Source organism: Streptomyces sp. NPDC046862, from assembly GCF_040704615.1.
Classification (GTDB): Bacteria; Actinomycetota; Actinomycetes; order Streptomycetales; family Streptomycetaceae; genus Streptomyces.
The window spans coordinates 21,207-40,560 of record NZ_JBEYXP010000071.1 but is presented as its reverse complement, the minus strand read 5'-3'; the positions used below and the strand labels follow the sequence as shown (position 1 = coordinate 40,560).

20 protein-coding genes and 3 pseudogenes are annotated in these 19,354 nt (G+C 69.9%); 3 read left to right on the top strand and 20 right to left on the bottom strand.

What is annotated here, in order from left to right; translation table 11 throughout:
• Positions 1–198 precede the first annotated feature (198 nt).
• Together AB0959_RS47035 and AB0959_RS47030 are read left to right on the top strand one after the other, a co-directional pair.
• A pseudogene (locus tag AB0959_RS47035) lies at positions 199–1,031 on the top strand (IS5 family transposase).
• Positions 1,028–1,471 carry a hypothetical protein gene (locus AB0959_RS47030; protein ID WP_366833086.1) on the top strand — a complete coding sequence of 148 codons (444 nt, stop codon included), beginning with the start codon at positions 1,028–1,030 and terminating at the stop codon, positions 1,469–1,471. The pseudogene AB0959_RS47035 and the gene AB0959_RS47030 overlap by 4 nt, the downstream one beginning before the upstream one ends.
• Before the next feature lie 9 nt (positions 1,472–1,480).
• On the opposite strand, the gene AB0959_RS47025 is transcribed toward AB0959_RS47030, so the two are convergent.
• From AB0959_RS47025 to AB0959_RS46935, 19 genes and pseudogenes are all read right to left on the bottom strand, one after another.
• Entirely contained in the window at positions 1,481–2,044 is a 564-nt protein-coding gene (locus AB0959_RS47025) for a helix-turn-helix domain-containing protein (protein WP_366833085.1), read from the bottom strand.
• A gap of 28 nt (positions 2,045–2,072) precedes the next feature.
• On the bottom strand, positions 2,073–2,996 hold the full coding sequence (locus tag AB0959_RS47020; protein ID WP_366833084.1) for a DUF317 domain-containing protein: 924 nt from the start codon (positions 2,994–2,996) through the stop codon (positions 2,073–2,075).
• 33 nt (positions 2,997–3,029) lie between these two features.
• Positions 3,030–3,878, bottom strand: a complete 849-nt coding sequence (locus tag AB0959_RS47015) for a DUF317 domain-containing protein (protein WP_366833083.1) — start codon at positions 3,876–3,878, stop codon at positions 3,030–3,032.
• 109 nt (positions 3,879–3,987) lie between these two features.
• On the bottom strand, positions 3,988–4,761 hold the full coding sequence (locus AB0959_RS47010) for a winged helix-turn-helix transcriptional regulator (protein ID WP_366833082.1): 774 nt from the start codon (positions 4,759–4,761) through the stop codon (positions 3,988–3,990).
• 28 nt (positions 4,762–4,789) lie between these two features.
• Entirely contained in the window at positions 4,790–5,350 is a 561-nt protein-coding gene (locus AB0959_RS47005; RefSeq protein ID WP_366833081.1) for a hypothetical protein, read from the bottom strand.
• Positions 5,351–5,387: 37 nt separating this feature from the next.
• Positions 5,388–6,212, bottom strand: a complete 825-nt coding sequence (locus tag AB0959_RS47000) for a hypothetical protein (protein WP_366833080.1) — start codon at positions 6,210–6,212, stop codon at positions 5,388–5,390.
• Entirely contained in the window at positions 6,209–6,862 is a 654-nt protein-coding gene (locus AB0959_RS46995) for a hypothetical protein (RefSeq protein WP_366833079.1), read from the bottom strand. The genes AB0959_RS47000 and AB0959_RS46995 overlap by 4 nt, the downstream gene beginning before the upstream one ends.
• Entirely contained in the window at positions 6,859–7,353 is a 495-nt protein-coding gene (locus AB0959_RS46990; RefSeq protein WP_366833078.1) for a hypothetical protein, read from the bottom strand. The genes AB0959_RS46995 and AB0959_RS46990 overlap by 4 nt, the downstream gene beginning before the upstream one ends.
• Complete coding sequence (locus tag AB0959_RS46985; protein ID WP_366833077.1) at positions 7,350–8,129, bottom strand: glycosyl hydrolase; 780 nt, start codon at positions 8,127–8,129, stop codon at positions 7,350–7,352. The genes AB0959_RS46990 and AB0959_RS46985 overlap by 4 nt, the downstream gene beginning before the upstream one ends.
• Before the next feature lie 2 nt (positions 8,130–8,131).
• Positions 8,132–8,776 (bottom strand): DUF4913 domain-containing protein, encoded by a 645-nt coding sequence (locus AB0959_RS46980; protein ID WP_366833076.1) that lies wholly within the window; start codon positions 8,774–8,776, stop codon positions 8,132–8,134.
• A 383-nt stretch (positions 8,777–9,159) separates the two neighbouring features.
• Positions 9,160–9,636, bottom strand: a complete 477-nt coding sequence (locus AB0959_RS46975) for a hypothetical protein (protein WP_366833075.1) — start codon at positions 9,634–9,636, stop codon at positions 9,160–9,162.
• Between the two features lie 4 nt (positions 9,637–9,640).
• Positions 9,641–9,871 (bottom strand): annotated as a pseudogene (locus tag AB0959_RS46970) (C-5 cytosine-specific DNA methylase); the annotation flags it as partial.
• Positions 9,872–9,992: 121 nt separating this feature from the next.
• A pseudogene (locus tag AB0959_RS46965) lies at positions 9,993–10,160 on the bottom strand (DNA methyltransferase); the annotation flags it as partial.
• A 1-nt stretch (position 10,161) separates the two neighbouring features.
• On the bottom strand, positions 10,162–10,776 hold the full coding sequence (locus tag AB0959_RS46960) for a hypothetical protein (protein ID WP_366833074.1): 615 nt from the start codon (positions 10,774–10,776) through the stop codon (positions 10,162–10,164).
• Positions 10,773–12,020: a DnaB-like helicase N-terminal domain-containing protein gene (locus tag AB0959_RS46955; RefSeq protein WP_366833073.1), complete on the bottom strand. Its 1,248-nt coding sequence runs from the start codon at positions 12,018–12,020 to the stop codon at positions 10,773–10,775. Before AB0959_RS46955 ends, AB0959_RS46960 begins: the two co-directional genes overlap by 4 nt.
• Positions 12,017–12,238 carry a hypothetical protein gene (locus AB0959_RS46950; protein WP_366833072.1) on the bottom strand — a complete coding sequence of 74 codons (222 nt, stop codon included), beginning with the start codon at positions 12,236–12,238 and terminating at the stop codon, positions 12,017–12,019. The genes AB0959_RS46955 and AB0959_RS46950 overlap by 4 nt, the downstream gene beginning before the upstream one ends.
• 53 nt (positions 12,239–12,291) lie before the next feature.
• The gene (locus AB0959_RS46945) at positions 12,292–13,368 is read right to left on the bottom strand and encodes a hypothetical protein (protein ID WP_366833071.1); all 1,077 of its coding nucleotides are present in this window, start codon (positions 13,366–13,368) and stop codon (positions 12,292–12,294) included.
• Positions 13,365–15,149 carry a TraM recognition domain-containing protein gene (locus tag AB0959_RS46940; protein WP_366833070.1) on the bottom strand — a complete coding sequence of 595 codons (1,785 nt, stop codon included), beginning with the start codon at positions 15,147–15,149 and terminating at the stop codon, positions 13,365–13,367. The genes AB0959_RS46945 and AB0959_RS46940 overlap by 4 nt, the downstream gene beginning before the upstream one ends.
• Positions 15,150–15,301: 152 nt before the next feature.
• Positions 15,302–16,066 (bottom strand): hypothetical protein, encoded by a 765-nt coding sequence (locus AB0959_RS46935; protein ID WP_366833069.1) that lies wholly within the window; start codon positions 16,064–16,066, stop codon positions 15,302–15,304.
• 825 nt (positions 16,067–16,891) lie between these two features.
• Between AB0959_RS46935 and AB0959_RS46930 the strand changes: the two genes are divergently transcribed.
• On the top strand, positions 16,892–18,256 hold the full coding sequence (locus AB0959_RS46930; protein WP_366833068.1) for a hypothetical protein: 1,365 nt from the start codon (positions 16,892–16,894) through the stop codon (positions 18,254–18,256).
• Between the two features lie 51 nt (positions 18,257–18,307).
• Here the strand turns inward: AB0959_RS46930 and AB0959_RS46925 are convergent, their stop codons facing one another.
• Positions 18,308–18,769 (bottom strand): hypothetical protein, encoded by a 462-nt coding sequence (locus AB0959_RS46925; RefSeq protein ID WP_366833067.1) that lies wholly within the window; start codon positions 18,767–18,769, stop codon positions 18,308–18,310.
• Between the last annotated feature and the right edge of the window lie 585 nt (positions 18,770–19,354).

Genomic DNA, 19,354 nt, shown 5'->3' with positions numbered 1-19,354 from the left:
AGAGAACACCGACGCGGCGGGTAGCCCTGCGGCTTCGGTCACGAGCCGTACGGCGTCGGCCTCGATTGCAGGCGCCCACGACGAGTCCAGGTCTGAGAGGGCTGTATGAGAGTACATAGGAGTTTTGTCGTCACCTGAACGTGTGGCGGTGCGGCATCCCGGCCGGCCGACGGCCATGGGCATGTTGGGCTGGGCGCCGTGAGCGAGCGCAAGCCCTACAAGACCGACGTGAGCGACGAGCAGTGGGCGCTGGTCGAGCCGGTGATCGCCGCGTGGAAGGCCGCGCATCCCTCGGTCAGCGGCCATCAGGGGCGGTACGCGATGCGGGAAATCGTCAACGCACTGCTCTACCAGGGCCGCACCGGCTGCCAGTGGGACCTGCTCCCGCACGACTTTCCGCCGCCCGGCGCTGTGAAGTACTACTTCTACACCTGGCGTGACGACGGCATCGACCAGACCATTCACGACCTGCTGCGCTGGCAGGTGCGGGAAATGGCGCGTCGGAAGGCGGACCCGAGCCTGGTGGTGCTCGACACTCAGAGCGTGCACGCGGCGGCCGGGGTGCCCGCGCAGTCGACGGGGCGTGACGCAGCAAAAAAAGTACCGGGCCGCAAGCGCGGCCTGGCCGTTGACGTTCTGGGGCTGGTGATCGCGGTAGTCGTGGCTGCCGCCTCGGCGCACGAGAACGCCGTCGGCATCGAACACTGCTGGACAAGATCGCCGCCGACACCGACACCGTGCAGAAGGCCCTGGTCGACCAGGGCTTCAAGAACGCCGTCGTCGCGCACGGGGAAAAGGTGGGCATCGAGGTAGAGATCGTCGAGCGCAATCCCGCGCAGACCGGGTTCGTTCCCCAGGCCAGGCGGTGGGTCGTGGAGCGCGCCTACGGGATCTTGATGCTGCACCGCAGGCTGGTGCGCGACTACGAGCATCTGCCCCGCAGTTCGGAGTCGCGGGTGTACTGGGCGATGACCGCGGTGATACTGCGCCGGCTGACCTCGGCGATCGTGCCCGCCTGGCGCACCGCATGACCGGCGGGGAGCTGACGCTCGGCGCGGTGCTGGCACGGCTGGAGGAGCGGGAACGCGAGATCGCCGCGCAGGCCGAGACCACGCGGGAACAGATCACGCAGCTGACCGCCCAGCTCGACGAACTCGGCCGGGCCGCCGAAGAAGTCCGGATCACCCGCAAGACACTGCTGGCGCTGCCCGACCCGCAACCGCCCGCGCCGCCGACACCGAAACTGCCGGACCATCCGTCCTACCAGCAGATCATGGCGGTGTTCACCGCGGCCGACCATCCGCTGCGGGCCCGGCAGGTGTGCGAGGCGATGGACCTGCCGGTCGCGCCCAACAACATCAACAACACCCGCCTCAAGCTCAAGCGGCTGGCCGACCGCGGAATCCTGGCCGAAACCGAGCCAGGACTGTTCACCAGGCCACGACCGCAATCGCCCGGAGTTCAGCCCTGACCAGCGCGCCTACTCGAGGTCCACGGCGGAGTCGGCCGATGCCTCACGGCCCATCGCCTCGGACGGAGCGGTCTTAATTCTGCCCGGAGCCCAGCCGAGGAGTTCCTCGAAGGTTCGGGCAACGGTCGGGGTGGGCAGGTCCCCACGGCCGCGTTCGAAGGTCCTGATGGTCGCCTCACTCAGCCAGGTGCGGCGCGCGAGTTCACGCTCCGAGATGCCTTCGGCCTCACGGAACTCGATGAGGGCTCTCGCCAGCCGTGTCGAATCCTCTCCACTCATGACCGCAGTATGTCGCCGAGCCCGGGTCGGGGAGCCCTGATCTGCACGCCAATCCCATAGCAGAGTCAGATACAAGGCAAAAACCCGCATCCCGCCCTCTGAGAGCTCGCAGACGTGTTCGCCGCCGCCGGCGAGGGCCTCGGAGAAGACCGGACGGTCGTCGAGCTGGAGGGCCAGGCGGTCGAGCAGCGTCAACGTCGCGGTGTGCAGTCGCTCGACGAGCGCCTGGTCGGCGGCCCAGTACGAGTTGGTGCTGAGCGGACCGGCGGCGGGCACGGGGTCGGGCTGTTCCAATGTGGATCCTTGGGCGGCGGAATGGTGATCAAAGGCGTCGGCCGGGGCTGCGAGAGGTTGCCGCGGGCGGTACTTGGCGGTCGGCCAGCGCTGTGGGGCGCGCGTCGCTCGCATTGAGGGGACTGGTGGTGCGGGCGCGGGCGGCCACGGCGCGGGGGTTGGTCGACGAGCTGCGGAAGGCGCGTTCGACGGCCAAGGAGACGGCGGTACGCCGTACATCGAGGGGGGTCGGCTTTGCGGGAGGCGGTGGTTCGACCGGGGTGAGTTGGACCAGGTCGCGGAGCGCCTGGGGGATGCTGCGCTCATAGCGGACGAGGGGTGAGGGATCGGCCATGGCGGCGGCGGTGGCGGCGATCAGGTGCCCGGGGGTGCGGGTGGTGAAGGTGGCCTCCGCGCGGGTTCCCCAGCCCGGAGGGCCGGACCACAGCAGGCATTGCTCGTCCTCGGGATCCTGGCAGCGGAGGTCGAGGAGGATGCCAGCCTGCTTGTCCGGCGCGATGATCTCCACGGTGCCGATCTCGGCACCCCAATCACGGGTCCAGCCTGCGGCGGTGAGGGGCCGGGCCTGCTCCTGCCAGCGCACCGGGGGCCGTGCCAGGAAGCGGCCGTTGCCATCCTCGTAGTCGCGGGCCAGGGCCGCAGTGAAGGCAGCGACGATCTCCGGCGGTGTGTTCTGGTTGAAGGTCGCGGCCCAGCGGCGGGGGCCGAAGGGGTCCTCGTAGGCGGCGATGTTCCACAGGATGTAGTCGTCGCCGAAGAAGCCAATCCGCAGACGCCCGTCAGGGGAGACGAAGACGTCCTTGCCCAGGTCGTCGTCGATGTGGTGGCGCGGCCAGTCAAGGTCGACGAACGGCTGCAGGCTGGGATCGTCGTCGGCGCCGAGCGATCCGGCGAGGTAACGGGGCGTGACGTGGTACGTCCGCCAGTAGGCGTCGTCCTCGGGGGTCAGCATGGGCGGCTCCGTGAGGTGCGAGGGCTGGGGAGATCAGCGGCGAGATCGCCCGGGATTGGCGACACCCGGATGCGTCACTCGCGCTGCGGCTGGTGCCGCCGATGGGCCTGTGGCCTGGGGCCGAGCAGTCGTGCGGGCACGTGCGGCAGTGACGCGCGAGGGCGCGGCGGGCCGAGTGGTGAGGTACGGGAGGCTGCGCTCGGGTAGGTCGCGCCGGCTGCGGCGGACTGGTCCCGGGCTGGAGAGGGCGTCGGCTGTGGCGGTGATCAAGTGCAGCGGGGTGGCGGAGGTGAAGTCCGCATGCCAGCGGGGCCCGTTGACGGCCTCGACGCACGCGTACATGGTTCGTTCGGTGGAGACGCCGCCTTCCAACTCGTCGTGGAAGCCGACGTCGTACTGGCGGAGGCTGAGGTAGGCGTGTCGGTCGGGTGAGTGCTGGTACTGGAAGAGGGCGTTGGCCTCGTCCTTCCAGCCGCGGGCGATGAGGACATCGCCGGGGGCGATGGGGGTGTAGTGAGGGCCGCCGGGGAGGAAGTCCTTGTGGTCGTTGTTCACTCCGCGCATGAGGGTCGTGGTGAAAGCGGAGAGGATCTCGGCAGGAGTGTTGCGCGTGAAGGTCGCGATCCAGACCGGGATGGCGAGAGGTTCGCGGGACCAGGAGACCTTCCAGCCGCCGTAACAGGACGAGGGCAGCTCGGCGATCTGAGCGCGCAGGCAGGGGCTGGAGAACACCCGGCCGGTAGGGGTCTGGCTTTCGGCCCACCCGGGCGCGGCGCGTAGGGGTTCGGTGATCAGGGCTGGGTTGCCGGGGCCGGCGAGGTAGACAGGTTCGACGAGGAGGTTGTCGTCCTGGGCGGGCGGGTGGTGGGGCGTGGAGGTCATGGGCGAGCGTCTTTCGGAGGTGGGCGAGGAGGCGCCCCTGCCAGGGCACGGGTACGAGGGCCGTGGATGGGCGGTGCCGACGGGACTCTGTGCGGCGGCATGGAGCGGTTCACAGGGTGTGCGAGGGGCGGGAGGCGGTTGTCCATGCAGTGGGCACGGCCGATTCGGGTGCCGGAGCGTGGGAGAAAAGCCCCTGGACAGCCGTCGTCGTACGACGAAGCGCTGCTGAGGCGCGGGCGCTGACCGTCTCCTGAACGACCGGGGCGGCGATGGGCACCGGAGCCGGGGCGGTGGTGTGATTGGCAGACCAGGTGTTCAGTGCCTCGTAGGCGGGTCCGAGGGCAGCACCGGTCTCGGTCAGCTCGTACCGGCCGTGGCCCGTGCGGGCCAGGAGCGCGTCGGCCTGCATCCGCTGAAGGCGGGCGTAGGCCGATCCGGGGCGTCCGATGCGCTGCTGCAACTCGGTGAACGAGGCCTTTGGGCGCTGGGCCAGAAAGTGGAGCACGGTGGTGGTGTCCCGCGGGCGGAGCCGGGCGAGGGCGGTCTCGATCCGCTCGGCCTCGGCGGTCGGCCGGTCGGTGGGGAAGCGGGTCCTCTCCCAGGAGCTGAGGGCTTCGTAGACCGGCGCCAACTGCCGGGCGGCGTTGGTGACCTGGTACTGGCCGCGCCCCGTCCGGTCGACGAGGCCGTGATGCTGCAGGCGGGGCATCTGCTGACTCAGTGCCGTGCCCGATATCCACGGGAGCGCGTGTCCCAGTTCGGACAGGTGCAGGTGATCGTGGCGCTGGAGGGTGAGCAGCGTCCAGGTGGTCCAGCGCGGGGAGAGACGGGCGAGGGTCTGCTCCAGGTGGCCGGGGTCGGCGTCGGTCGGCCAGAACGTCATGTGGTGACTCCGTGATCAGGGCGGGGGACTAGGCAGCGGCGCCGAGGAAGGTCTCGGTGCGCAGGCGGTTCAGGAGCGCGCCGAGGCGCTGGTTGCTGACGCGGATGCCGTGGGCGCGCAGAGCGGGGCCGAGTTTGGCGCGCGTCAGGTGCGGGGAGTCGGCGGCGATCCGCCGGGCGAGCGGCAGCAGTTCGTCGAGGTCGTCAGCCGCATAGAGGCCGGTCGACGCTACGCAGGGCAGTGGCGGTGGGGCCTGGATGGCGCCGAGGAGGTCACCGAGGGCCCGGGCCTCGGTGACGTGCCGGGTGGTGAGGGCGTGGATGTCCTGGGCGAGGTTGAGCAGGCGGGTCGTGCCGTCGACGGTGCTGTCGTGGCCTTCGTCGAGCAGGTGACGCACCCTCTGCCGGGCTTCGGTGAGCCGGGCCGATGTCTCCCGCAATCCGCCGTAGAGGTTCAGGGCGGTGGAGAGCACGGGATCGTGGTCCCGGCCGGGCCGGGGGATGGTGTCGTACGTCAGCTGGTGGAGCGGCCGTCCGTACTGCCGCTCGATGAGGCGGCGTGAAGAGTCCAGGGTGGTGGGGTCCGTCATTGCACGGGGCCTTTCGGGTGGGACAGGAATCGGCCGATCAGCGGGAGCGGTGATGCGCGGGCGAAGCAGCGGGTTGGGCTGCCGGTTCCGAAGCGGCGACAGCGGTGGGGATGGGCGGCGCGGTGGTACGGGCGCGTGCGGCCTCGGCGCGCGGGGAGGAGTGGCGGTGCCATTCGGCCAGAAACGTTTCGCCCTGAGCGGTCAGGCTCAGCCGCTGCCCCTGGTACAGGGACGTGCCGGTGTCCCGGTCCGCCAGCTTCTTGGAGAGCAGCGCGTCCACGGTGGCGCGGGAGATCCGGACACCGTTCGGAGCGGTGACGAAGGTCCCGCGGGCCAGGCTGCTTTCACGGAGCATGACGCCGCCTCGGGCGACCGCCTCCAACGCCTTGACCTGGGCGGGCGACACGCGGACCGGCCCGGAGGCGGAACGGGGCGTCTGTTGGGATGTCAGCGCGTCGGCATGCTTGGGAGCGTGGGTATGTCCGTTGGAATCGTTCAGGTGGCGTTGGTAGACGTTGAGAAGCCGTTCCAGATGACCGATTTCCTGTCGGCGCCTCGCGGCGAGGACATCGATCGCTGGGCCGGTGGCGTCGAGGACCCCGTTGCCGACGGCGCCGTGACGGTCCTGGCCGTCGACCATGTGGCGCAGGTCTTCGATGGCGGTCGCCGCGGCTTCCGCCAACCGCTGGTCAAGCTGGTCGACCAGCAGGGCTGCATGGGCCACCAGGGGAGCGAGGACGCCCGGGACGGTGTCTTCCGGGTGCCGGTCGATCAGAGCAACGGGATTGTCGATGCCGAGTGCGTCGACAAGCATGCGGGTACCCAGTGTGAGTTCGGCGCTGGTGGTGGGATGGCTGGTCATGCGGCAGCGCCGGGGGCATCGAGAAGGTGCTGGACGATCGTGGGCAGGCTCTCGGTGTCAGTACCGAGCGCGGCGTCGGTGTCGGGGCCGGTGCGGACGTATTCGGCATCGGCGAGCAGCCCTTCGAAAATCTCACGGCACAGGTCCGTGAACATCAGCGCGGCGGCGACCGCTGACGCGGACACCGCGACGAACTGGCTCGCGTCCAGGTCGCCGATGCGGGCGGCCTTCTGGATGGCGTCCCACTCGGTTGTGGTGAACGCGATCTCCGCGTCCACGGCGCTGTCCGTGTTCGTTGTCGTGGGGCGCTGCCCGCTGGGTTCGGGGCTGATTCCCGCGCGGTCGCACACCGCCTCGATTGCGGTGATGAACTCCGCCGTCGCTTCGTTGAGCTGGCCGTTGGCGGCGGCCAGGCAGGCGAGGGTGAACAGCCCGGCCGGAGTCTTGGGCAGCGGGTCGCTGAAGTAGGCGTCGAGTTGCTCGGACAGGGAGTGAAGGACGGGAGTGGCTGCGGCCAGCGGGCCGAGGAACGGAGCCAGGTAGGGCCGGGCGGACGTGCCGACGGCGGGGCCCTGCGCGGTGAGCACGGAGCCCACCTGCTGCGCGGCCTCGGTGAGCAGATCGGCCAGGGCATCGCGGGTGGAGGTCATGCGTGGGAAGCCTTTCGTGCGACAGGGGATTCCGCGGCGGTGCGCGGGCGGGGAGCGTCGCCCAGGGACGCCGAGGTGCCGGTGGCGGGCACGCTGCGCAGATGCGGGGAGCGGGCACGGGCGGCCTCGGCCTGGCGGCGGAGGGGAGCGGCTTCGGTCGGGGCCTGGGCGGCTCGGTTCAGGCGCTGGGCGGCAGCCCGGTAGACCGCTCCGGCCTCGCGCTCCCCGGCCGCGATGAGGTAGATCTCCCGGTCGTGACGGCTGCCCGCAGGGGCGTTGCGGAACTGGATCACCAGGCGCCATTCGGCCTTCGGATCGACGTAGACCTTGTGGCAACCAGCGAGGCGGCCGACCAGAGGTGCACCGCGTTCGTTGCCGTGGACGAGGTGTTGGAGTTCCAGCAGCGCCAGATCACGAATGTGGTCCGGTACTTCGCGCAGGTCGGCGAGGGCTTCGGGATGCGCGGCGAATCCGAACCTGGCCCGGCTCACGAGCGGCCTCCTCGGCGGTGCGACGAAGCACCGGGCAACGGTGCGGAAACAGCGGTAGGCGCGGGCACTGAAGCAGCGGTTGCCGGCTGGCTGGTGGTGGAGCGGGCAAGCGCGGCCCGGATGCGTCGGTCGGCCGAGACCAGGTGCTCGGGCGGCTCGGGCAGCGGGGTGTCGCGGTCGAACAGCCACTGGTTGGCGCTGGAGCCGTCGCGGAAGGCGCCTTCGCGCAGGGTGTAGGTGAAGGCGTCGAGGTCCGTCTCCTCCAGGAAGATCCTCACCGGCAGGTCGGCAGCGCTGGAGTCGCTGTCGCGGACCATGACCCATGTCTCGTACGGGACGGAGTCGTGGGTGTAGTGGTCTTTGATCTCGTACCGGGTGCCCGAGTGGCGGATCCGGCCCTCGATGTGGACGGTGAGAGCATCGGCGGGCTCGAGGCGCTGGTCTTCCAGGAGCTGGATGGCGTCCGGCGGGCAGCCGCGGCTTGCCAGCCACAGCTGGGCGAACGGCACGGTGGGGTGGTCGGCTTGCTCGATCCGGAAGGTACGGGTGGCGAGGTCGCGGGTGATGTGCAGCGCTATGAACTGGGGCGCTCCGGGGAGGCCCCAGGTGGCTGAGCCGTCATGGATGACGAGGAAGCTCTGCTTCCCGTCGGGCGTGTGGTGCTCGGCCAATGTGCGGAAGAGGTCGTCCCGCAGCCCGATATCGCCTTCGGCTTCGGCAGAGGACTCGTCGGCCGGAGTGAGGCCGCCGAGGCGGAAGTTGGGGGTATCGGACACGCTCAGGCCGCCAGTTCCAGTTCGGTCGCTTCGGGCGCGGGGGTCGGCAGGAGCCGGTGGTGGGGCCGGTTGGGGTTGGTGGTGCAGGCGGCGAACGGTCCGTCCGGAGCACGCAGCTGCAGCCAGGTGGGGTCGAGGTGATCGCGGTGCCAGACGGAGGGGCCCGCGACTCCGGCCTCGACGTCCGTGAACTGCTGCCAGGCCAGCCACAGGGCATGGAGCCGGGCAACGGCTTCGGGGTGGTCGTGCCACTGGTGGCACCACGGGCGGCTGGTGGTGATTTCCCGCCCGTAGACGGGCAGCAGGAGGTGGTTGACCCAGGCGGTCAGGGCGTCGAGTTCGATGCCGTACGCGTCGTTGTCCAGCGCCAGGATGAACACCGATGCGGGTAGCCCCGTATCGCCCGACGCCTTCGGTGCCGAGTCCGGCTCGCTCTGGAGCTCGTCGTCCCCCTGCTCGGGACTGCCGTCTTCCGCATCATCGGGGGTGGGGTGGGTGTCGGAGTCCTCGCCCTTGAGTCGCTCCAGCATCCGGCCCTGGGCTTCCGTTTTCTTGATCAGCCGTTCGAGGGTTGCGGCGAGGTCGTCGAGATCCTGGTCGGGTACGCGTATGGGCTCGTCGGCGCTGCCGGCGGCGAGGTCGCTCATGGAGGGCGTCCCTTCGGTGGTGGGTTGGATGTGGAGGGCAGGGCTGTGGGGAAGGCCGGTGGCGGGCCGGACCCGTGGCGCGGGAAGGCGGGTGGTCTGCGGGGTGGCATGCGGTTCCTTTCGGGCGTGGTGGGGCTGCCGAGGGTTGAGAATCCGCAGGAACGTGGATTTGGCTCGGCCGGGAAAGTGCGGTAGGGCACATCACCGCGTGCGGCAGCGCGTGCAGGGAGGAAACGGCGGTGCGAGCAACTGCAAGGCGTGGGTTGCTTGTTGGGGGACGACGCCGTTGCCGAGTGCGGTGAGCTGGGCGGGGCGACCCAGGCCGGGAGTGGCGGTGACCCAGCCGGCGGGGAGTCCTTGCATCCACTCGACGAACGCCGGGTTCAGGCGGCCCAGGTCATCGGTGGGGCGGGGTGCTGGGCGGGTGAGTGTCTCCCAGCGGGCGATGGCGGTGGCGTACGGTCCCCACCAGACGTCGGAGGCTGCGTCTCCTGCTCGCTCCACAGCGGCATCACTTCCGCCGGCGAGGAACTCCGTACGTCCCGGCCGGACGTACTGGTGCGGTTGGGCCTCCGAGCCGGCAGCAGGGAGGCCGCCGCCGAGGGGAGAGTGAGGTCGCCGTTGCCGTGCCGCTGGTTCGGCGAGCCCTTGATCCCGTCCGACGCCTTCGGAGTCGGCAGGAGCAGATGCTCCACCTCGTCGGCCAGGTTCGGGCCGTGCCCGCCCTGTTTGCGCTTGTCCGGGTGCTGGGAGCCGCCGTTGGAGCCGAGGTTGCTCGTCGGGGTCTTCAGCAGTGGGCGTGCGCCGGGCGGGCCAGGCGGTGAGGAAGACCCGTTCGCGGCGGTGAGGTGCGCCGACATCGGAGGCACGCAGCACGTGCCAGCGCGCATCGAACCCGAGGTCGGCCAGGGATCCGAGTACGGCACCGAGTGCCCGCACAACAGGCTGACCTGGGGTGTTTCCCAGACACCACGGGCAGGGTTCCAGGTCGCCAGGGGGACCGGCGGAGGAGGAGAGGAGTCCGCGGACGTTTTCGATCACCACCAGGCAGGGGTTGAGGACGGATATGGCACGGGCGATTTGGTGCCACAGCCCGGAGCGGGTGCCTTCGGCGAGTCCGGCGCGGCGGCCGGCGACCGAGACGTCTTTGACAGGGGAAGCCCGCCGTCAGCACGCACACCCGGGGCACGGTGGCCCAGTCGACGGCGGTGATGTCGCCGAGGTTCGGCACGCCGGGCCAGTGCCGGGCGAGGACGTGGGCGGCATCGGGGTTGATCTCGGCGTGCCAGGCCAGGGTGCCGCCGAGGGCGGCCTGGACACCGAGGTCCAGGCCGCCGTAGCCGGAACACAGGCTGCCGATCAGCGGACCTGTGGGAACGGGCACCTCAGCGCCCGTTCACGTGCGCAGGCCCGACCCCCAGAGGGGGCGGCGCGGCTTCCGGGGGTACGGAGCTGGCGGTGGGAGCGTTGCGTACGGTGGTCCGGCCACGGGCGGCAGCTGCCCGGGACACCAGGGCGCTGGATCGGTCGGCCTCCAAGTTCAGTGCGTCAGAGGCATCTTGAAGTGAGGCCCTGGCCTCGTCGAGGCGATCGTGGATCACATCGACGGCCGAGTTACGCATGTCGGTCAGGATGGGCGTGGCTGGGCCATCCGCGTACTGATGGAGGAACCCCAACTGGCCGTGTGCCTCGGCTAGATACTGCACAGCCCGCGCGGCCGGGGTCGTGACGGTCGCCAGAACGCTGACAGCCCGTCGCTGCTGAGGGGTGTGATGGCCCGGTTCAGCGACGCGGAACAACACCTCGTCGGTGAGGTAGCTGATCAGTAGGCCGAGAGACTGAAGCTGGTTGGCGGTAGCTGTGAGACTGGGCAGGCCGTCTCCAGTCTGCCGTGACTGGTCGAGGCGCCGACGGGCGGCGGTGAACTCCTTGGCCAGGGCGGACATCGTGCGGGCGTCGGCCGCAGTCAGGACGGGAGGGGTCGGGACGATCGGGGTCACGAGGGGCTCCGGCGGGACGAACGGGCGGGGGAAGCAGGAGTGGATGCAGGGGTGCGCGCGTTGGGTGAGGGGGGTGGGTGTGGCCGACTGCGGGCGCGGGCGGCATCAGTGCGGGATGGGGGAACGCGGCCCGTCGGGTGCGGCGCAGGGGGCGGGGCGGAGGCTGCTTCGGGTGCACCGGAAGCGGTTCGCCAGCGGCGGCGTATGTCCTCCAGCGGGCTGAGCGCATGGAGGGCGTGGCCGATGAGACGGCCGGGAGCGAGGGACTCGTCGTCGGCGAGCGCCCGCACCTGCCGGGCCGCGCTGGCGGCGGTACGGACCAGGGCGGCCCGTACGACCTGCTCACCGAGGTAGTCGGCGATACCTGCGGGCGACTTGGAGTCGCACAGACGCAGGATGTCCTCGGCGGTGAGCGTGCCGTCGGCCAGAGCGCCGCGCCGCTGGGCTTCCCACAAGACGGTGACCTCGTCGACCGGCTCGCCCCGGTGGCGCAGAGCGCCCAGGCAGCGGTAGATCCGGCCGTGTCCCGGGTTGGCGAAGTCCTCCGGCCGCAGCCAGCCCACCAGTTCGCCGAGCGCGTCCGGGTGCGCGGTGAGTACGGCGAGCAGATACTCCTCGTCGGCGAGCAGTTCCTCGGAGGCCGGCGGCTGGTTCGCGGCGGCAGGCTGGGGGAGCGGCGTGGGCGGGGCCATAGGGCGGGGGTCGGTGCCCCAGCGCCGGGCGAGATCGCTCAGGACGTCGGTGAGGACCTGGGCGTAGTGCAAGGTGTCCTCGGCGCTGCCGCGTACGGTGTCGGCGCGGGCCATCTGGTGCAGACGGGTGGCGTGTTTGGCGACGGTGCGGTGGATTGCGCCCTCCAGCACCATCCGCCCGTAGACCGGGGCGTGCGCCGCGCGCGGGCAGGCGGCGATCAGCGTGTGCAGGTAGACCGCGGTCAGACCCCGTACCTCGGTGTTCGCCTCGGCGATGGCGTCATCCATCCATGCCAGCTGCTCGTCACGGCCCGCTGTCGGAGCGGTGGGCCAGGCACCTGCTTTGCGGTCCTCGGTGGCAGGCGCGATGGGCTGTGGGCCGGCGCCGGGGTGTCCGTCGGAATGGAGTTTGAGTAGCGCGGCGTAGAGCGCGGCATGGTGCGGGCGGTAGAAGTGATCGGGCCGCAGCCACCCCGAGAGGCGGGGCAGCTGGCCGGGATCGAGCAGCACGGCGCCGAGGACCGCCTGCTCGGCCTGGAGCAGCGGCCTCATCGCCGAGCCTCGTGTTGGGCCGTGCGTGAGGAGACGACCTCGGCGACCGCCTCGTCGGCTGCGGCCAAATCGGCGGCGAACCGGTCCAGTTCACCCGTGAAGGCCGGGTCACTGGCGAGCAGCGAGCCGGTAGAGGCAACCAGCCACCAGTGACCGCCGCGCCGCACGGCCGGAGTGCCGGCCAGACGTTCGGTGGTGCGGAGGATGGAAGGAGACATGCGGAAGTCCTTCTGAGTGCAGGGCGGGGTGGGCAAGACAGCGCGGCGGCGGGTTACCGGCTACGGCGGGATGCGGAGGGCGGCGCCGGGTGTGCACCGGCCGACGCGAGGGCGGGGCTGGTCGCGGCGACGCTGGGCGGCCGGGCAGGAGAGGCCGTGGTGGCCGCACGGACTCGGGGGTCGCCGAGCTGCGGTGCTCCCCCTGGCGCAGGGCCCGGCTCGGAACGGCCGGGCCGAGAGCTGGTGATGCGGGTGGTTTGGGCGGTATCGGCGAAGCGGCGCCAGGCGTACTCGGACCGGTTGCGGGCCCAGCCGTCGGCGCGGGCGACGAGGGCCGGGGCGAGGGCGGCGATCTCGTTTTCGGGGACGGTGCCGAAGGCGAGCAACTGCCCGCGGTCCGACCACACGTCCAGGTACCAGTCCTCGCCGACCGGGTACGCCTTCACATGGGCGCCGGCGCTTTCGGGCTGGTAGGCCCAGAAGCCGCCGAGGTCGACCCAGCCCGGTCCGGCGAAGGGCGGGTTCGGTTGCGGTGGGATCGGCTTGGCGGTGCCTCGGTCGGCGACCGCGAACAGGTCGGTCGGGGCTTCGTCCCTGAGCGCGTTCTTGACCAGCCGCAGCACGTCGTCGCCGTTCAGCCCCTCCCGCTCGTCGAGGACGCCGACGACGTGGCGCAGGGTGCGCAGCGTGTGGCGGGCGCCTTCGGGGTCCAGGAGTTCTTCCGGGCGCTCCGGGGCGTAGCTCAGTTCGTGCCGCACCATCTCGGCGGCCCGGCGAATGCCCTCCATCTGCCGAGCGCCGGGGCGGTCGGGAAGGCTTTCGATGCGGTTCAGCAGACCGTGGTACCGGCTCATGTACCGCGAGACGGCGGCGCGCGCGTAGCGCTCGGCCTGGCCCGCGAGGTCGCGGGCTGCCGCGTCCCGTACGGCGTCGTCGTGCTTGCGCCGCCTGGTGAGCAGGCCCATGTAGCGGTCGCGGGTGTCGATCTGCTCGCGCAGTACCGACTCGTACGCCGCGTTGAGCAGCTCCAGGTCCGACAGGTTGGCGTCCGGTTCCCCGGCGGCGTACTGCTCGCGTAGAGCGGCCACCCGCTCGGCGGCGGGCATGTTCCACACGCTCCCGCCGGTCATGCCGCAGTCCCGAGGTCGTCACGGCCCAAGGACTTCGCGAGGGCGCGCTCGGTGATCGCCTTGGTCGCGCGGGCGGAAGCGGCGCCGAGGGGACCGGCGTTCGGCTCCTTGTACCAGGGCTTGAGGTCCAGCAGCGCCGGTCGGATGCCGGTGGCCAGGAGCAGTGCAGTTCCCTTGGGTAGGGCCCGGATCGCGTCGGCCGGAAGAATCCGCTCCTGCCGCATCGACACCGACCTGGACTTGCCGGATTCGCTGTGCGAGACCGAGACGGTCTGCACGTCGTGGTCGCCCACCAGGCGCGAGAGCTTGTCCGCGAAGTCGGCGTCGTCGATACCGGAGCCGATCAGCTTGACGGTGGCCGCCGACCACAGGGCATCCATCCCGGCCTCGCCCCATACCCGTACGCCCTGGCGGTAGGACTGCAGGATGGTGACGGGGATGACGCCCCGGGAGCCGAGGTGGGAGTACAGGTCGGGAAGGTCCTGGATCTTGCAGACGTTGGCGGCCTCGTCGAGGATCGCCAGCAGAGGCGGGTCGAGGCGTCCGCCGTCGCGTTCGGCCTGGATGACGGCCGCGCGCATCACGGCGTCGGCGGCTGCGGCGATGATCGCCGAGGCGGAACCGCCGCCGTCCTTGGACAGCAGGAACAGCGTGTCGCGGCTGGTGGCGAACGCATCCGGCCTGAACTCGGGCAGGTCCGGGGCTGGGGTGACCCATGCGGCGATGCCCGGGTCGAGGAGGCAGGCGGCGTACTGGCGGGCCGTTTCGAAGATGCCGTCGCGGGTCTCGACGGCGCCGGCGACGGTGCCCTGCAACTGGGCGGCGACCGCATCGAGACCCGCGTCGACCAGGACGTCGATGGGCGTGCGGTCGGCCGGCGAGGCGAGCCAGGCGAGCACGTCGGTGATGGGCCGCCGGTCGCGGGCGGCGGCCAGGAACAGCGCCGTCAGGGTGTTGGCGGCGGCCGTCGACCAGAAGTCCCCCTGGGAGGACTCGTCCACGCTCGCGGTGACGAAGTGTCCGGCCAGACGCCGGGCGCCGGCGAGGTCACGGGCGTCGGCGAGGATGTCCCACCACACGTCGCGCGGGGCGTGTGCGATCTGCTGCGGGTCCAGCGTCCACACGGTGCCAGCTTCGGTGCGGGCGTCGAGGGTGGCGGTGTACGCGTCGCGGGCGGCCTTGTTCGAGGTCAGCAGGACCGGGCCGGGGGCGCGGAGGATGGCCGGGATGGCGAGTCCGGACGTCTTGCCGGAGCGGGGAGCCATGATCGCCAGGAGGACGTCCTCCCAGGAGGAACGTATCTCCTTATTGCCGGGATTCAGGGTGCCGAGCAGGATGCCCCGGTCGTCGGGCACGATCTGCTTGGCGTTCGTGTCTTTCAGGCTGGGCCGGAGGTCCTTGGCTTTCGCGCTGATCTCTTTGGGCAGCAGCCCGGAGAGATCGCGCTGGTCCGCCAGACCCTTGGTGTTGCCGCGCAGCCGCAACCAGAGTTTCGCGCCGACGACGGTGGTGAGCAGGAGCACCAGGGCTGGCAGCACGTAACAAGCGGTGACGACCGTCGGGCGGGAAAGGTGAGGCCAGAGCTGCTCGGGATGGAACAGCGCGGTCGCGGGATCGTAGACGGACCAACGGCCCGAACTCGTAACGAGAGCGGCGAGATTGCCGCACAGCCAGGCCAGTGAACCGCCGACGAAGCCGAGTCCGGCGAGGGCGAGCAGGAGGTAGAGGAGGGCGTCTGTTCCGGTGGTGGTCGAGGGCGTGCGTGAACGCGCGGATGGCACAAGAGACTCCGGGGGCGGTGACAACGGGGGGAAGACGGCAGGAGGGGAGTTCTTCTGGCGGTCATCGAGGGCTCCTCGGCGGATCGGGGCGCGGTCGGCGGCTGGGGTGCAAGGGGCAGCAGCGGGGCTGCTCACGAAAGGGGCAAGGGAGGTCAGCGGGCGCGACGGGCGGGCGGGCACCCGGGCTGCGCAGCGGTGCTGTCTGCGGTGGCCCCTTGCCTACCGCCGGCGGGAGTGCCGCGGGTGGCAGGTGAGGTGGCGCGAGCGGCGCTGGTGACAGCAGTTCCGCTGTAGGCGGCGACCGGAGCCTGCCAGTGCCGCTCCTGGGGCTGCTGGGTTGGCGAGGCCGGTTCCAAGGCGCGGAAGCCGAAGGCAGCGCTGTCGAGATCGTGGCCAATCTGGGTGAGCTGCTCGGCTGCGGCGGTGAAACGGTCGCTCAGTTCGAAGCTGTTGCCGTCTTCGTCGAAGTCGTTGCACTTCTCGGCGGCTGCTTCCATGGCCTCCTGAAGGCGGACCAGGACGCCGTCGGCAGGATCGAGGACCTGGTCCAGGACGTCGGCCGCCTGTCCGGCGGTGGCGGCGGCGTTGAGCTGGTCGGTCAGGTCGAGCACCGCACGGCCGACGGTGTAGGGCCCGAGGGGGTCGGTGGGGGTGGGCGCCTGCGGCGGATCGGGGGCGAGCTGTGGGTCGATGTCGACCCGGTAGCGGGCTGCCCGAAGCATCTGCGCCGCGTACCCGGCGACGGCCTTTCGCTCGTCGGTCGAGCTGGCCAGCGGCATCCGGTGGCGCAGACCGTGCCAGTCGTTGATCTCGGTGAATCCGGCCCGGCGCAGCAGGGTGGCGGCCAGGGTGTCGGCGCCGCGGGCGCTGACCCGGCCGCTGGGCTCGATGGCGATGGTGATCAGGGGATCGGGCATGACAGCTGCTTTCGGTCGAAGGGAGTAACGCGGCCAGGGAGTGGAGGGTCCTGGGAAACGGGTGCTTGGCCCGGCCGGATCGGGGTGGTAGTGAGTCCGGCGGCGAGCGCTACGCGTTTGAGTGCTCGGTGGGCCGGTCGTCGTTGGTAGCGGTCTGCAGAAGGTCAGGCAGGCAGCGGGCTGAGCGGCGGTGCCCAACAGAGGATTTGGGACAACCGCACATCCCTCCGCGCCCACAGCATCGGAACCCAAGTGGCTGTTCCACAGCCTCTTCCCCGGACTGCCGATCGACCCGCGCACCCTTGAACGTCGCCTGAAGGGGGATCCATGGCCCGTCCCGGCTCGCGCGCGACGCAGCGTTGATGGACATCGCCTCGGAGCTTCGCGCCTTCGTGATCAGCTGATGGCTCGGTTTCCATCCGTCCAACCGGAGGCAACTGGCCCGCGAAAGCCAGGGCTCCAGTGCCGACTACGCCGCAGAAGTCAGCCGCGGTGACCCGAAATTCCACAGCTGTCGAAGCCGAAGGCGGGACGGCAAGGTCGTCGAAGCGCGACCGGAAACGGGTTGGTGTCGTCATCGGCGGAGCTTCATGGGCGGTGAACTTCGGTTGCCTGAACCGCTCACGCATACGTCAGCAGCGAGTCGATCTCGGTCAACACTGGTCGTGATCACGCCAAATCTGGCGCGTCGCCCATGCGCGCGACCGCTCGATCGATAGACCTTTCCTCGACCAAATGTTCGGATCATTGATTTGAACCGCATGGATTCGGGGGTTCTCGATGCACATACCGTGGCTCAGGCGCGCCGGCAGACAGGCGCTCACCATGGCGACCGCGGTCGCTTTGCTGTCGGCGGTGTCGTCCCTGGCGCAGGCAGACGCGTCGGCTGATCTCGAGGTCGAGTCATACGTCCTGCCGATCGGCTCGGTGACGCCATCGCTCGAAGAGTTGCAGAGCGAGGATGGCATGGAACGTTTGCGGGACATCGCCCGGAACGCGGAGCCGATCGCGCAGTTGCCGTACGAGACGGTGGGGTCTGCGGCGTCGTACGCGCCGCTGGCTGACAAGCAGTCCCGCACCGCACCTGTCGATTCACCCGCCGCGCCGACGCCCATGATCACGGCACCGGAGCCGGCCCGCACGATGACGCTCGACGAGTGCAAGCAGGGCCTGGGCACCACCAACAAGTTCTACTTCACGTCCCGGTTCGCGGCCTGTTCGGGCGCTTCGTTCGTACAGACCTGGTATGTCAACGGCAGGCCCTCAGGCGCGAGCATGTTCAACGTCCGAGTTGTGGGAACGATCGCCAAGAACAGCCGCACGATCAACTTCACGTACTACTTCACCGAGATGGAGACGCAGGGCACGACCGAGGCCCCTGCGATGAAGATCGGCACCAAGGGCAAGATGCCCAACAGCTGGCCGTCCACGGTTCGCTACACCCGGGGCGGCAACATGCCGGGAACGAAGACCTTCGCCGAACTCAAGGCGCAGCGCACGTTCAACGAAACCGTCAACGCCAAGCCCGGCCAGGGCAGTGGCGGCACCACGGACCTGATCGAAGCGATCTACCAGCCCTCCATCACCATCACACCGCCGCCCAACGCCACGATGACCGGCGATCTCAAGGGTGACCTGTTCTTCCTGCCGCCGCGCTGGGACGCCGCGAAGTACCTGGCGAACTCCACCGGCGGCGGCAACCCTGACAGGAGGGGCGCAGCCTCCTTCGCCTACATCGGCATGCTGAGCTACAGCACGAAGGTCGGCGCCGAGGAGCGTGCCGAGGCACAGCACATCAAGACGGCGTTCACGAAGCCGGAAGACACCAAGCCGTACATGTCGGCGAAGAAGGTGCCAGGTCAAGAGCCCAAGGAACCACTGCACCGGACGGTCAGCCAGGCTCGTAATGACGACAACCGCAAGGCGTCGGTCAAGCAGTGCAAGCGCTACTGGGGCGACAACTACACGCAGGGCGGCGCTCTGGACTGCGACGAGTACCCCTTCGCCGCTACCTATGAGGGAGCCGCGGAACATGACTACGACCAGGACGCAAGGAAGTTCAACTTCTCCGTGAAGCCGATCCCGAAGGACGACAACCGTGCGGGCGGCAATCTTCTGCGCAGCTTCTACTCCAAGAACCGGATCCTCGACGGGATGGGCGACGGCTTCATCGTGAAGATCGTCTCCTGACGCCGGCGAGGGCGGAGGCGCCGTGCTGCCGGCGCCCCCGCCCTCCCGCGTTCAGCTCATCGCGGGCCAGAACTGCACGAGGTACTTCTCCACGCCCTTGCCCGTGCCTTCCTGCTCCGACAGGGCCGCAGCCTCCTCGCGGCCGGTGCAGCTCACCCTCACGCGCCACGAGCCACCCGAGTCGGAGAGCGTGATCACGTCATCGGTGCGGCCCATGGACCATACGGCCACTTCACCGCTGGTCGACTCGAAGTCCGCCTCAGCCTGCTCGTCCCACCGTGCAGGATCCTGCACGGGCGGCTCCCCGTCCCACACCTCCACAGTGACAGAAGCGGTGTGCGTGTGGCCGCCACTGTAGAAGTCGAGACGCCCCGGGAAGGCGTTCAGGAACACGCCTCCCGCGAAGTCGTCAGGGAACGGGACGGGCAGGTCAGCGTCATCGGACTCCTGGAAACCGAAGCCGTGGAACTCCACATGCACATCAAGATGTTGCTGCCGGACAAGCTCGGTCATAAGAGCCCCCTTGGCGTGACAAACGACTGGTCATCCCCGTGATCGTAAGTCGGTCCTCCCTAGAGCGCATTGACATGGGCTTTTGGGGACGGTGAGCGACCGTACCTGACATGCCACGAGATGGCTGGTCCCACAAGGCGGCAGCACTGCTATGGATTCCGCAGGTTCCCATATCCGTACTTACCAGTAGACCGGTGCGATATGGGCGACGAGCAGCCGAGGACGGCCTTGCAGCGGGCTCGGGCGGTATCGGCGATGGTCCGGTTGTTATGCGGTAGCCGATCCGTGCGGTGAACATGTCGTCCCGTCTGAGGGAAGCGGCTGTGTTCACGACTTCCGGCAGCACGTGTTCACGGCTCCGGAAGGCACCTGGCGGCCGGGAGAGACGATGTTCACGAGAACGGGAGGCGCCCGCCCGCGGTCGGCGGCTGATCACGGCCTGCGGCGACGTCCACGGAGTCGTGCGTGAAGGGACCCCCGTTATCTGCGGCAAGGGCGGGCGCCGTCCTGCGCTTGCTCACCGGGAAAGCGGTGACCGTCCGACGCCCTACCCATCGCTATCGTCCTGGACTGCCCAGGGGAGTG